Raw genomic sequence first — 14,088 nt, 5'->3', positions numbered from 1 at the left:
CTTTAGTTAAACTTATCATGTACGATAAATAGGAATAGCACTTGCTCCGGAAGATCAAACGGACCCAAGGGAGAGATTGGAATCGATATGCGCTTATTCTCATACTTTAGCTCCTTTATAAACGCTTGGCGGGATTACCCGGCTGAAGAAAATACGGTTCTGGGAAATCGTTACACTGTTCAACAGAGGATTGGAGAAGGAAGTTACGGCATCATCTATAAATGCAAGGATCAACAGAGCGGGAACGTGGTCGCTGTTAAACAGTCGAGACCCAGCAAAGGCAATTACGCCAAAGAATTGCTGAACCGTGAGGCAGCGATACTAAGTTCTCTCCAACATCCGCAAATTCCGGTATATCGGGATTTTTTCACGGACAACCGCCATACTTATCTGGTCATGTCTTATATGAACGGTGATACGCTTGAAGATTTAATATTTGAACAAGACATGAAATACGGAGAAGACGAATGCATCGAGATCACGCTGCAGCTTCTGAAGCTGGTCCGATACATACACGACCAAGGCTATGTTCATCTTGATCTGCGGATTCCGAACGTACTGTTTAAGGATGGCAGGATCCAACTTATTGATTTTGGACTCGCGAGAAGGATTGGTGAGCCCCCTCCGCTCCCAGTACCTGTACGGAAAAAGTTCAGAGCAGACAGCTCGGCGTCCTCTGTTCAATATAAGGAATCGAAGGAAAGCGAGGATCTCCGGGACATCGGTCACTTTATGCTGTTCATGCTCTATTCTACCTACGAACCGGATCACAACCGGGGCGCAGCCGTGGAGCGAAGCTGGCAGGAAGAACTTCATCTCTCGATTGGACTGCAGAACATGATTAAACGCTTGATGCAATTGAGTGAACCTTACTCAAGTTCTTTGCAGTTCATGCACGAGCTGCAGTCGCTCGCTAATGCAAGAGACTGCCCCTCTGATAAGAAGGGCAGCCTTTAATTTGATTATGGGGTTTCATTTATGTTACGATCCGATTAAATTATATGGAATGATGACGAACAAGAAAGGAGGATGTTTTCGCATGTTAAGAAAGATCATGAATAAGCTTCTCCACTCTACATCCCATAGTCATGGCCGTAAGCGTTACAGCAGTTCCGCGAAGAATTATGTAAGAAAATACAGCAGCAGTCATGGCTATTCGCGTCGTAAAGGTTCCTCATCCGATTACAAACACAGGCATGGCAACCAAGGTCATGGCTATTATAAGAACAGAAGAGGCAGCTCGAGCTAATTATTTAACATCATCATGGAGTACTTCACTTCATCCCTCAACTTTATTGAGGGATTTCTTTATGGCTTCATACAGTAAGGTGTTTACGCTGCCCAGCAAGTCAACTGATCGTGAAGTTAACTCCGTAATAGGACAACCCTAATTTATTTGCTACTCTCCGGGAAGAGCTATTTCCCCATAAAGTACTGTACAACGCCAGCGCGCCCATTTTTTGCACCTCTATGGCCCATCCGGCAACAACAGCAGCCGCATAACCTCTTCCACGAAATTCCTCTGACGTTTCAAGCCCAGCTTCGTGAGCTCGTTCAGTAATCCGGACGCTGCGGCAAACCGACACCACCCTATTCTCATGAATGAGCGCAACACAAGGCTGGTCATAATCAATTTCCGTGGTCAGCCATTCAAAACCGGTGAGCGAATATTCGCGAATATTTCCCGGTGTGATCCTTACCGTCTGTTTGGCCTGCGTTGTTTGATCAGGTATCCGATAACAAGGTCCGCTCGTATAGTGCTCAGCGCGAAGGAGGTTCATATAAGCTGCAAAATGTTTAGGCCTCGTCAGAACCTCTTCAGTAACGATAGGCTCATCTTCAACCAAAGCCCTCAATTGCCCGGTAATTCCTTCGGGAACATCATGACGAAACCTGCAGATCGAAGAGCCGTCTATCGTTCGACCCATGAAAAACCTCGGGGCAAGCTCCTCTCCCGGCCAAGGCTCGTTGATGGTGCGAATTTGCATATTCCCGTCATGCGTAAACATCGCCCGAACATGCAATTCCATCAGTGCCGCAGCGGTTGGCTTTTTACCTTTCCTATGGTTCATGCTAATATCCCCTCCCGGTAAGAATGAATCCGCGATGTAGGCTGCACATCACCACTTTCCATCATATCAGTTGTATCGAAGAACAGGCTGGGTATAAATCGCTTTAATCAAAAAGACCCTGTCTCCCCTATCCGGGAAGCAAGGTCAAACTGAGGATCCATGTTTATTCGGTTATCCTTAGATCTTCCTGCCCAGCGTGTTCCGCTGTAATCGCGGTATCAAGGCATAGGCAAATGTAAAGAGCGGGCTTAACCACAAGAAAGTTGCATACGGCGCATATTCAATGACCGGAATTCCAAGCGTAGCAGCGAAGAAAGCACCGCTTACCCCCCATGGAATCAGTGGGTTAACAAGCGTACCGCAATCCTCCAATGTACGGGACAACGTCTTCGCCGGAAGTTCTCGGCGGACATATTCCTCCTTGAACATTTGACCAGGCAAAAGGATCGATAAATACTGCTCACCCGTCATGCCGTTGACTGCAATCGCGGACGCCCCGGTCATCAGAACGATACTGCTCTTCCGCTTCAGCGGCTGCATGACTTTGCGGAAGAAGGCTTCAATGACGCCGCAATGCTGAAGCAGCCCTCCCAAAGATAACGCAATCAATATCAGTGATACGGACCCCATCATCGATTGCAATCCGCCGCGGTTGACAATGGAAGCAACGGTTTCGTTGGCGATTGTACTCTTGTAACCGCTCTGCATGACGCTGAACCAGACATCGACTGCCGTCTGCTCCTGAACGAAGGCCGTTACGATGAGTCCGGTAACAATGCCGACAATGAGTGTAGGGAGGATCGGAATCCGCTTGATGGAACAGGCAATGACCGCAAGCGGCGATAGCAGTGTTAGCCAATGAATTTGGAATCCGTCGCTCAGTGCAGCCTTGATTTGAATAATCGATGTTAAATCCAGGCTATTCGCCGTTGGTGCCAGCAGGAAAAAGATCGTTGTCACGATCAGGGCCGGCACCGTAGTGTACATCATGTTGCCAATGTGGGTGAACAAGGATATGCCGGCGACCGCCGGAGCAAAGTTCGTTGTGTCGGACAGCGGCGACATTTTATCCCCAAAGCAAGCTCCGCAGATCACCGCTCCTGCTGCCAGTGCCGGCGAAATCCCGGTTGTTACAGCAATTCCCATGAAGGCAACGCCAACCGTACTGACCGTCGTGAAGGAGCTTCCGGTAAACATTGACACCACGATGGTCACGTATAACGCACTCACGGCAAAATAATGCGGTTCAATATAATCCATTCCATAGTATAAAATGGTCGGGACGGTGCCGCTCATCATCCATACCGCAATCAGAATGCCGATGAGCGAAAGGATGAGAATCGGCATAATCGCCGTTTGAATGCCTTGAATGATTGCGGATTCCAGATGTTTCCAGGAAAACCCGAACAACCGCAGCAAGGAGGCGATACCCACGGTTGTTGCCAGAAGCGGTATATGTGGCTCTGCCTTAAGAAGAAAGATAGAGACAAACAGTACTGCCAGTATAAACACAATAAGAATGATGCTTTTTGAGAAACTGAGATGTCGTTCCATGGTGCTAAGACTCCTTATGCTTGGTCGTGGCGGGAGATCCTTCCCGTCCGTTTGATTATGAATGATCGACTTTTTCGCTTTTATGCTTTTCGGCTTCTTTGCTTTTTTGCATTGAAGCGCGAATTACACTATATACGATAAGCACGAATTTCGTCAATGTACGAACCATGAACAATGACCACAAAAAGGCGACTGCACCCGAGCAGTCGCCTTTACTTTAAGAAGTATCGATATTATTTCGCTTGAATGTAACCTTCGGCTTTCAGCAGTTCGGCGATCAGAACAGCTCCGCCAGCCGCGCCGCGCAGCGTATTATGCGAGAGTCCTACGAATTTATAATCGTAGAGGGAATCCTCGCGCAATCTGCCCACCGATACACCCATGCCGCGCTCGATGTCACGGTCCAGCTTCGTCTGCGGGCGATTCTCTTCCTCGAAATACGTAATGAACTGCTTCGGCGCACTTGGAAGATTCAGCTCTTGCGGTCTTCCCTTAAACTGCTGCCAGCGGTCCAGGATTTCATCCTTCGAAGGCTTGTTCTCGAACGATGCAAATACGGTAGCTAAGTGACCATCGGTTACGGGTACGCGAATGCATTGCGTCGTAATCAATGGCGATTGGGCTTTCACGATCTCACCGTTCACGATGCTGCCCCAAATGCGCAGCGGCTCCTGCTCGCTCTTCTCTTCCTCCCCGCCGATGTACGGTATCACATTGTCCAGCATATCCGGCCAATCGGTGAAGTTCTTACCGGCACCGGAAATTGCCTGATAGGTGGAGGCAACAACCTGGGTAGGTTTGTAATCAAGCAAAGCGTGAAGCGCCGGTACATAACTCTGAATGGAGCAATTTGGCTTCACGGCAATGAAACCGGTTGTCGTTCCCAGACGTTTGCGCTGCGCGGCAATCACGTCAATATGACCCGGATTAATTTCCGGAATGACCATCGGAACGTCAGGCGTCCAGCGATGGGCGGAATTGTTGGAAATGACGGGCGTCCCCGTTTTGGCATAAGCTTCTTCCAATGCCTGTATCTCATTCTTCTTCATATCAACCGCGCAAAATACAAAATCAACCTCTGCAGCTACCTGTTCCACTTGTGAAGCATCCTGCACAATAATGCCCTTCACCTTCTCGGGAATTGGCGTGGCAAGCTTCCAGCGGCCCTGAACTGACTCTTCATACGTTTTGCCGGCTGAGTTTTTGCTGGCAGAAATGGAAGTGACTTCGAACCATGGATGCCCATCCAGCAGTTGCATAAAACGTTGACCGACCATACCCGTTCCACCGACAATACCGACTTTAAGTTTTTCAGACATTCGTTACTCATATCCTTTCAATAGTGGCGTCATGTTCCCCATACATCGACTTTGATCTACCGTACGGACAAAAGCATGCAGTAAATGAGCTTCTTCTAGATAACTATTCAAACCGGCGAGATTCGTGTAGGTATCCTACCTTGAACCATCATATTTCTTTTGATGTAACAAAAAAATCCCACCCCCAAGACCATAAGTCTTAGGGACGAGATTGTTATACTCGCGGTACCACCCCAAATTTGCCAATATGTCACCATATTCGCCTCATCGAGTACGGCATTACCCGGTAATGCAGATACTCTAGCTCTATAACAGGAGCTCCTGGCACACCATCCACCTCTCAATGAGGGTTCCATGTGCTGCTCTGAGTCTTTTTTCAATAAAGAACGCTTTGCCCCTTTTCAGCTGCCGGAGCTCTCTGTACAAGAATTCGTTTATTTACTCGTCTCTTCATCGCATTTGTTATGATTATTATATATAAAACCATTTCGGCGGTAAACCTTATTTATAAAATTTTCGGAAAACTCGGCTGATTCATGAGCTGTTCCATCGATCCACACCTGTCGGAACCATTTTATGGCTGAAGTCGCACTTCCTCCAGTTCCATTTCCCGGCGGATCGCCATTTCCATCCTCGTTCTTAATACTATGTATTGATTCACCACCGGGTGATCGTATCCTAAAACATGTTGGATCCGGCCTATCATGGAATCATCTTCATACTCGTTGCTCCATTGGAACAACTGCGCGTAAAGATCGGAGAACCGCTCATTATTCGTCGCAGCAAAACGGAGGGGATGAAGATCATCACTCAGCTTCACTTCCATCAAATCATGCAGCACCTGCAGGCCGTGAACGATCAACGTCTCTACCTCTAACGTCTCACCCTTATGTAAATCCAGCGGCATGATATCCAACATATCCGAAATAAGCTGACTGAACGTCACTTCGGACATTTGCATGGACATGTAACCCCACCAGTGGCTTCCGGTTCCGGTTGCATCCATCTCCCATTTCGGTTCCACCAAAATACGTCGGACCTTCGCCTGTTGCGATCGGCCAAATGCAGCGATGCCCAGGATCAATCCCGCATTGCAATCCGTAGAGGCCTGTTCCCCCCACTCCATAAGACGGGAAACCATCCGGGCATCGGTGAATTTGAAACATAGAGCCGGGAGAAATTCGGGAAAAAGCGGTTGTCCGTAAACCCGCTCCAGCTCATCAGCGAATATCTCGCCATAACGCTCGCAAGGGAGATGCATCAAGCCGATACAGGCAGCTTTCGATAAATACCAATCATTTGCGGTTATGCACGCCACCATATAATCCATCATGCGGTCATAGTCCAGGTACCCGAGCACATGCAAAATATCGCCAGGCATGTTCTCCTTAAGTTTCTTCCCATCAAAACAAACACGCGCTATATCCTCTGCCAGCTCCTGATCTCCGCATCTCATAATCGGATCAAGCAGCAGGGAACGCTTGTAATCGGAAGGCTCCTCCGCAAACAGTCGGAATAAGGCGGCTGCGTCATTCCGGTCACCATACAGGGAGGTGATCCGACAGTATGAAGCCAGAATCGTTCCATCCATCCTGGGATTGTTCTTGAAATCTCTGATGAGCTTTTCGGTGTTCCGCATCATTCGTATGGCTTCTCCTGTAACATGATGATATGAATTTTTCCCTAATAAACGCAGCTTTTATCGTTCGATTTCGTACAAATGCTTGCTTGCAAGTTAAACGGCTATCGTACTATCCGGACTTTCATTGCTCCTACATATTCTCCCCGCGGACGATAACTCCCCGGTTTTTAGCACGGTGTCCTATAGATAATTTTCCTACCCCAAACCACAGAATCTCAACTAGTGCGATGGCACCCGCCACGTCCAGCAGGACATGCTGTTTCACGAGTAGCGTGGAAACAATGATCGACCAAGCAAAGATATGCACCGCCACCCGATCTTTATTCGTAAAGCCTGCACTAGCTGCTGCCCCTTTTATCATCAAGTAACTGGTTAGAACATGGATGCTTGGGAAACAGTTGTACGGATTGTCGGTGCTGTACACCAGATTTACCAACCGGTCAAGAACCCCTGTGCCTACAAGCGGCGGCCGCTCTACCGTCGTCTGGAACAAGAAAAAGATAATGTAACACGCGATGAGTCCAATACACTGGGTCAGCAGTGTTCGATAATATACATTTCGGTCTCTGGCACAGAACAGAAACAGCATAATAATGATAAAAGGGTACCATACCAGATACGGTATAATGAATATCGGTACAAACGGAATTGCAGAGTCAAGATCCGTCGTTAAGCTTTTTACCGGCGTATGTGCATGGTTCAATATCCCATAAAAAATGTTAAGCACAGGAATGGCCAGGATCCATAACAGCGGGAGATATGTCTTCCATTTTAAGTTCATTGGCTTCCTCCCTTCTTCGACTCCTCAGTCTCTTTAAATATATGAAACAACGACGCAATTGCGCCTCCTGTTTTTCACACGAATCAACGATGTAGCCGTTATATCCAATGGTTTGAATGTTAATCCGGATAACTCACATGTTCTCTAATCTCCACTAACGTTTTGTTTAAGATCATCCCCTCATGTTGTGCGACGATTTTGCCGGCAACTTCACAATATACCATGTCGTCAGGTAAGGCTCAAGTCGATAACCCATCTTTGTGTCATTAAAAAACATCCATAAATACAAATCGAGCAAGTCCTTTGCTGGACTGCTCGATTGGATAAGTTACTGCGTATAACCGATTTCCCCGTTCACAATCGTCATTCTGATCTTCGTCTTCAGCATTTCATCCGGATCCATAGCATCATGCAAGCAACGATCCACAACGGTAAAATCGGCATATTTCCCTATTGTTATCGTTCCCCGCTGCCCTGATTCTCCCGCGGCCTTTGCGCCGCCGAGCGTAAACAATTCAATCGCTTCCGTTAAGCTCAGCTTCTCCTCCGGCAGATATCCATCATGTCTCTCTTCCGGCTTCCGTCTCGTCATTGCAGCATGAATCCCAAGCAGCGGACTCAGCGGCTCTATGGGAGCATCGCTTCCTCCGGAACAAGGCAGGCCGGAGCGCAGCCACTTCTTCCACGCATACAGATAGCTTGTCCGATCAGGGCCCACACGCTCCAGCACCCAAGGGAAATCGCTGGCTACAAACCGGGGCTGCAGGTCAACGGCCAGATTCAGCTTACTCATTCGTTTCACCGTATCCGGGTGTACAATTTGGGCATGGATAAATCGGTCCGGAAGTTTCGCATCCCGGCTTAATGGATAGAATTCAAGCACATCCGTCATCAACGCTGCCGCTCCGTCCCCAATCGCATGAAAAGCAACGGGAAAGCCCAGAAGACGCGCTCTGCCAACAATCTCCCTTAGCTCCTCAAAAGTATGCATAGCCAGCCCTCTTGTATGAGGCGCATCATGGTAAGGTTCCTTCAGCAGTGCCGTTCTTCCGCCAACCGCCCCGTCCGCGAATAATTTGACGGCCCCAATCCGGTTCCAATCGTTGCCGCTGCCCGGCTTAAGGCCCAGCTCTTTCATTTCATCAAGATAACCATGAAACATCAGCTGATGGGTACGAAAGTGCAGTCCCTCCTCTCTTAGCTCTCTATGAATCCGCTGCATTGCTTCCACACTTCCAAGCAAACGGAGATCCTCCGTATGAGCTGCCGTAAGGCCTAAACGCAGCGCATCACGGCATGCCTCCAGCATCGCTAATTTCAGGCTGGCGGAATCAGGCTCCGGCTGCACCATGGCAAAAGGTATCGATGCATTCTCGTAAATGCGGCCGTTTAACCGGCCATCGGCATCCCGGCCGAAAGCGCCGGACTCCGGATCTGGCGTGTCTGATGTAACACCCGCTCTTCGGAACGCTTCCGAATTACCCAGGTAAGCATGGAAACAGGTCCTGGTTAAATAGACTGGATGTTCCGTTGTAATTTCGTCGAGTTCCTGCATGCTCGGAATCTGATGGTCTGGAAAGTTATGTTCATTCCAGTTCAACCCCATGATCCACTCGCCAGGCTGCGTAACCGCGACCCTTTCCCTAAGCATAGCCAGCATCTCTTCCTTAGAGGTCGCCTCAGTGAAGTCAAGCATGCCAAGCTTCAGTCCATGCATACCGAGATGCATATGCGCATCGACCAGGCCAGGTAAAACGAAGGCGCCATCCCAATCCACTGTTCGATACCTCCGATCCGCCAGCTGAAGTCGCAGGTCTGCTGCGCTTCCAATAGCACGAATGATTCCGTCTTCCACATATATCGAATCCGCTGTTGAAGCGCTATGGGGTAAAAAGAGATTTCCGTTCGTAAAAAGAACTGGTTGCATGTTTCCTGATTCCTCCGGATTTTTCCATCCATTATACCAAACGGGCATGCAGCTCGTCAGCTGGAACAGGACTAAGCCAATCTTCTTCATAACCAAACAAGCAGCCCCTCACGGAGCTGCTTGTCCAAGTTTAGTTAATTTTGGTGAACATCCATTTCTGCGCATCCGTACCATTATCCGTCCACTGCTGGACAACCGCCCCATCTGCTGTGGAGGCACTGGCTACATCGACTGCCAGTCCGCTTACTTTGGACACAAGTTTGTAATACCCTCCGCCAACATCAACGATCCTCCATCGCTGCGCATTCGATCCATTATCGTCCCATTGCTGCAGCTGAACGCCGGTGGCTGTGGACGAATTCGGCACATCAAGAACCTTTCCGCTGTGCACGGCTGTGAGCTTGTAGTACCCGTCTCCGGTGCTTTCTACCCTGAATCTTTGATTATTGGCGACGTAGTTGGTCCACTGCTGAATCTTGGCTCCGCTTGCCATGGAGACGTCCACAACATCCATCACTTTGCCGCTCGCCTTGGAAGCGATCGTGTAAATCCCATCACTGATCACGTTCGATGTACCACTGTCTTGATACACGCGTACATAATCCACCAGCATCTGCGATGGGAACGGCGTGGAATTGTTTGGACTTCCAGGCCAATTTCCGCCGACTGCCAGATTCAATAATAGAAAGAACGGGCGCTGGAATTCCTCGGTATTGCCGGTTCCATTCTCAATATAGAATTCATTGAACTGCTGACCGTCTACAAACCAACGAATATATTTGGAATCCCACTCTATGCTGTAGACATGGAACTGGGAGAAATCCAAATTGCCGGATACTCGTCCATATTCGGCATGCCCTCCTGCATCCCAGTGTACGGTACCATTCACGTAAGGGTTATGGTTTACCCGTTCCATAATGTCAATTTCACCGCTTTTCGGCCAGCCAACCGAACTGATATTGCTTCCCAGCATCCAGAACGCCGGCCAAAGACCTTGACCCGATGGCAGCTTGATCCGCGCCTCTACTTTCCCGTAAGTAAAGCTCTTCAAATCCTGGGTTCTGATCCGGGCAGAAGTGTAATTCATCCCGCCGTAGGATTCCTTCTGCGCTGTAATGACAAGGTTACCGCCAGTTACCTGAACATTCTGTGCCCGGTCGGTATAATACTGCAGCTCATTGTTTCCCCATCCGCCGCTGCCGGTACCGATTTCCGGTGTCCAATTGGCTCTGTTGAGCGAGGTCCCATTGAACTCGTCACTCCATACCAAATTCCAGTTCGGTGCGGCATTGGCCTTGTTGACAGGCATTAGAACGACCAGAAGACTAAACAGTATAACGACACTTATTCCTTTTCTTAGCATCATGTTCCCTCCTAATTATGATCGAATTAAAGGCTTCATGGATACTAGTGCACCTCATAGCTGTTCTTCTAGCGAACCGTCTACTAAGCTTCGTGTCACCTCTCTTTCTCGTTCTCTATGATTTGCCATGCAACCAATCTATGATGGTAAATCCACTTGTTGTTCGAGGATATTAGGTAAAATAATACGCTTACATTTCCATTATAAGTTCACTATATACCACTATCAACCTTAATTTATATTTTTTTACATTTATAATCTGCATTCAATAGATCTATCAAAAAAAGCCGGCTGCAAGCGCCGGCTTAGAGTTTCCTCAATATTCACCTTTTACGACCATCAATGTTTTTTTCAGCAAATGGATCATCCCTAAGTTTCTAAGTTTGATATTCCCTTTTAATGTAATCGTAAGGTGATGTCGTCCGTACCTATTCACGACATATCATAAGTTTGTTTCCATCGGGATCCTTTACGACAAACCATTGATTATGTTCAATTTCCGTCACGAGTTCCACTCCGAGCTTTTTCATGTAAGCTAACGATCCTTCCAGGTCCTCTGTCAGCAGCATGAACGCTGGAGTATCGATGGATGGGGCTCCCCCCGGCTGATCCCCTCCCCACTTCGGCATGGTATCCAGAATCACGCCCGTTCCTTCCATGGGCAAAGGGCATAAATGACCATTCATCACCTGGCAATCATCTTCCGCTATACCGAGTACACGGCAGTACCAGCTGCGCGACCTTTCGATATCCCGCACCGGGATGAATATGCTGCCCACTTTGTTCTTAATCGGACTAACCTCTGCATGGTTGTGATTATCACGCACTTGTTCGCTCATATTTTTGCCCCCATGTATCATTTTTAACACGCGTGGCGTCGTAAACGGACGATACCCTTCAGGCCGCACTCTTTCTATAGGTAATCGGCCCATGAACTCCCTCCATTCTTATGCTCATGACATGATTTGAACAGGAACATAACACTTCACTCTGATAATCCCGTGATCCGCCTCTTCTTTAGGCAAATAGCTCACATACCAAAAGCGTCCCGGATCCGGCCTATACTCGGTTGACATATCGAGCCATCGATCCACTCTTTCAAGTACTCCTGTCATCGTGCCAGCGGCACCTGACTCCAGACAGGCATACATTCCACCTTCCGTAGATCTGCTTCTTCACAGGAAGGAAGAAAATCCTCAGGAGGAGCTATATAAACCTCATAAGCCGAGCATTCGTCCAGCAGTCCACCGTCACAGTGCATGAATACGCGGATTCGCGAATCTTCCATCAATCCATTACGGCATAACCAGGCTTCATCCGCTTGTTTGACGCAGTCTACACCCCGTCCTTCGAAAACGCATCACCTTAAGCGAAGACAGCTGCACGATTTCGATAGGTTTCACCAGCTTACTTCGTTCCACCGGAAGATAAAGCTTCATCCGAACGATTTGATCTCGGTTCAGCGCATATTCTTCAATGAACTCATGCTTTCCTTGCTCAAACACACTGCGGGGCAGCCACTCGGAGAACAAACGGTTCCAGGTGTTTTGAATACTGTCTTCCGCTACCGATGGCGTTCTGGCCACTGCATACAATCCGCCCTCAAGCGTCAGGGAATTAAGTTCCGAATGCTTCATCATCTCGGCTTGGTCCATCGAGCCTACAGCCAGCAGTTGATAACCGAAGGGCTTGGTTTCACCTTCCATGTCCACGTTCCAACCGAAGAGCCTCAGCCCATTGAGATCGATACAGTGTGATGACAACCGTTCGCGAAAATGATCGATCGCAGCGGTCTCTATACCCTCCTCATACTCGGAAACGAATAGATGGCCGATCCCTTGCTGAGGATTCAGACGAATAACCCTTACTTCAGGAAATCGTTCAGATAAGGCCCGCTCTTCCAAATAGCTTACATGCTCTTTCAGATTCATCCGTTCGAAGCTGTAAACTACCTCAGATCTTCGATATTGTCCTGGAGTCTGTCCCGTGAGTCTCTTGAAGGTTTTAATGAATGTCGGATACGACTCAAATCCGCAGCGGTACCCGATATCGATGGTCGGCAAGTCGCTATCCCGCAAGCAATTGGCGGCTTCGTTGATTCTGCGTTTACGTATGTATTCCTTAATCGGGTGTCCCGTCAGGCTATGAAACAAACGGTATAAATTAGGCAGCGACATGGCCGCCACGCCGGCAATCTCCTCAAGTGTTAGTGATTCCGTCAGATGATCCTCGATATAATCAATGGCGCGTTGAACGATTTCACCGCTCTGCATTTCAAGTCGTGTTGCCCCCTATCAATTTGGATTGGCTATGAGGTCATCATACCAAATTCCATGCAGCAAGAACTGTACTTTTTTATCAAAAAACAATCTCGCTACTACGAATACACAAAAGCATTCTCTTGATTGACGACGAGAGTAATGCTAATTCCGACGAATTGTTAAAAAAAGACATTCCGGGTGGAATGCCTTTTATTCTTCTCCACTTCAACTACTTGTGAAGAAAGCTTGAGAGTAATGGCAGCAACAATTCCGGATCCGGCATATGGTCTTGGCCCTCTAGGATCGTGTTTTTGGCGTTTGGAATAGCTCGGCTTAACTGCTTTCCAACCTCCAGCATGGAAACAGGACTTTGTTCGCCAATAATGATACTAATCGGCGTGCTCAGACGGGACGCTCTTTCAATCGGCGGCAGGTCGCTGGCTAGAAGCGTATCATAGGCAAGCGTAGGCGCGAGTGCCGTCATGACGGCCCACTGTGGCGAATGCTGCATTCCGGAAATAACTTCCTTAGGGATACCGATTCCCTCTAAAAAGAGACTTATGGCCTCGTCATGCTTCCCGCCTTCAAGCAGCTGGTTTAATCCTTGAATCAATCCTTTAAATTCCAATTGGTCTGCCTCATCATGTGCATAAGCCGGGTCATACAGGACCGCCTTGTTTACTTTGTCACCCAGCCGCATAGCGGCTTCAAGGGCAAGGATCGCTCCGGAAGAATGTCCGTACAGGCATGCGGAGCCACCTGCTGCCTCAATGATGGCTTCAATGTCCTCGATTTCTCGCTCCATCGAGTATGGCAATGTGTTGCCACTGTCACCGCGCCCTCTACGGTCATAATTGTAAACGGTGAATGCCTGGGCAAATACGTGCGCATCATGCAATACAGGCTCGAAGGAACGAAAGCATGTAGCCCCTGTAATATATACAAGCGCCGGTCCGCTTCCATATACATCATATGCCAAACGAGTGCCGTCTTTTGATATGGCTTTTTTCATAAGTTTACTCCAATCCTTTCCAAGTAAGGTTAGGCTTATTATATCTTTTGGGAATACGCTGTATTTCTTCTGAATTGCTGCTTTTGGACCGTATCATCCTTGTAACACGCATGCAGCAAGCATGGCTTAAACCAATGCCATAACCAAAAAAAGTGCT

At 48.3% G+C, this 14,088-nt stretch carries 12 protein-coding genes and 1 other annotated feature; of the genes, 2 read left to right on the top strand and 10 right to left on the bottom strand.

The window, feature by feature from the left end; all coding sequences use genetic code 11:
* Positions 1–87: 87 nt before the first annotated feature.
* Both AC0VZ8_RS15735 and AC0VZ8_RS15730 read left to right on the top strand, forming a co-directional pair.
* The gene (locus AC0VZ8_RS15735; protein ID WP_475487470.1) at positions 88–957 is read left to right on the top strand and encodes a serine/threonine protein kinase; all 870 of its coding nucleotides are present in this window, start codon (positions 88–90) and stop codon (positions 955–957) included.
* A gap of 82 nt (positions 958–1,039) precedes the next feature.
* Positions 1,040–1,249 carry a hypothetical protein gene (locus AC0VZ8_RS15730; RefSeq protein ID WP_071224377.1) on the top strand — a complete coding sequence of 70 codons (210 nt, stop codon included), beginning with the start codon at positions 1,040–1,042 and terminating at the stop codon, positions 1,247–1,249.
* A gap of 100 nt (positions 1,250–1,349) precedes the next feature.
* Here the strand turns inward: AC0VZ8_RS15730 and aac(2')-IIb are convergent, their stop codons facing one another.
* The 10 genes from aac(2')-IIb to AC0VZ8_RS15680 form a co-directional block, all read right to left on the bottom strand.
* Complete coding sequence (gene aac(2')-IIb / locus AC0VZ8_RS15725; RefSeq protein ID WP_475487469.1) at positions 1,350–2,072, bottom strand: kasugamycin N-acetyltransferase AAC(2')-IIb; 723 nt, start codon at positions 2,070–2,072, stop codon at positions 1,350–1,352.
* A 177-nt stretch (positions 2,073–2,249) separates the two neighbouring features.
* The gene (gene nhaC, locus AC0VZ8_RS15720) at positions 2,250–3,626 is read right to left on the bottom strand and encodes a Na+/H+ antiporter NhaC (protein ID WP_071224045.1); all 1,377 of its coding nucleotides are present in this window, start codon (positions 3,624–3,626) and stop codon (positions 2,250–2,252) included.
* 233 nt (positions 3,627–3,859) lie between these two features.
* Complete coding sequence (gene asd, locus AC0VZ8_RS15715; RefSeq protein WP_475487468.1) at positions 3,860–4,945, bottom strand: aspartate-semialdehyde dehydrogenase; 1,086 nt, start codon at positions 4,943–4,945, stop codon at positions 3,860–3,862.
* Between the two features lie 198 nt (positions 4,946–5,143).
* Positions 5,144–5,408 (bottom strand) — a binding site (T-box leader).
* Between the two features lie 111 nt (positions 5,409–5,519).
* Entirely contained in the window at positions 5,520–6,587 is a 1,068-nt protein-coding gene (locus tag AC0VZ8_RS15710) for a hypothetical protein (RefSeq protein WP_475487467.1), read from the bottom strand.
* Between the two features lie 130 nt (positions 6,588–6,717).
* The gene (locus tag AC0VZ8_RS15705; RefSeq protein ID WP_475487466.1) at positions 6,718–7,368 is read right to left on the bottom strand and encodes a phosphatase PAP2 family protein; all 651 of its coding nucleotides are present in this window, start codon (positions 7,366–7,368) and stop codon (positions 6,718–6,720) included.
* A gap of 328 nt (positions 7,369–7,696) precedes the next feature.
* Entirely contained in the window at positions 7,697–9,295 is a 1,599-nt protein-coding gene (locus AC0VZ8_RS15700) for an amidohydrolase (RefSeq protein WP_475487465.1), read from the bottom strand.
* Positions 9,296–9,425: 130 nt separating this feature from the next.
* Positions 9,426–10,661 carry an RICIN domain-containing protein gene (locus AC0VZ8_RS15695; protein ID WP_475487464.1) on the bottom strand — a complete coding sequence of 412 codons (1,236 nt, stop codon included), beginning with the start codon at positions 10,659–10,661 and terminating at the stop codon, positions 9,426–9,428.
* 425 nt (positions 10,662–11,086) lie between these two features.
* A complete protein-coding gene (locus AC0VZ8_RS15690) occupies positions 11,087–11,497 on the bottom strand; it encodes a VOC family protein (protein WP_475487463.1) in 411 nt (136 codons plus the stop codon).
* A 474-nt stretch (positions 11,498–11,971) separates the two neighbouring features.
* The gene (locus tag AC0VZ8_RS15685; RefSeq protein WP_475487462.1) at positions 11,972–12,931 is read right to left on the bottom strand and encodes a helix-turn-helix domain-containing protein; all 960 of its coding nucleotides are present in this window, start codon (positions 12,929–12,931) and stop codon (positions 11,972–11,974) included.
* Positions 12,932–13,148: 217 nt separating this feature from the next.
* Positions 13,149–13,931, bottom strand: coding sequence for an alpha/beta fold hydrolase (locus AC0VZ8_RS15680; RefSeq protein WP_475487461.1), 783 nt, complete (start codon positions 13,929–13,931; stop codon positions 13,149–13,151).
* Positions 13,932–14,088 lie beyond the last annotated feature (157 nt).

This window comes from Paenibacillus sp. QJM3NY_38 (assembly GCF_056173265.1).
Note: the sequence above shows the minus strand (reverse complement) of the source record. Positions and strands in the feature narration are given on the sequence as shown.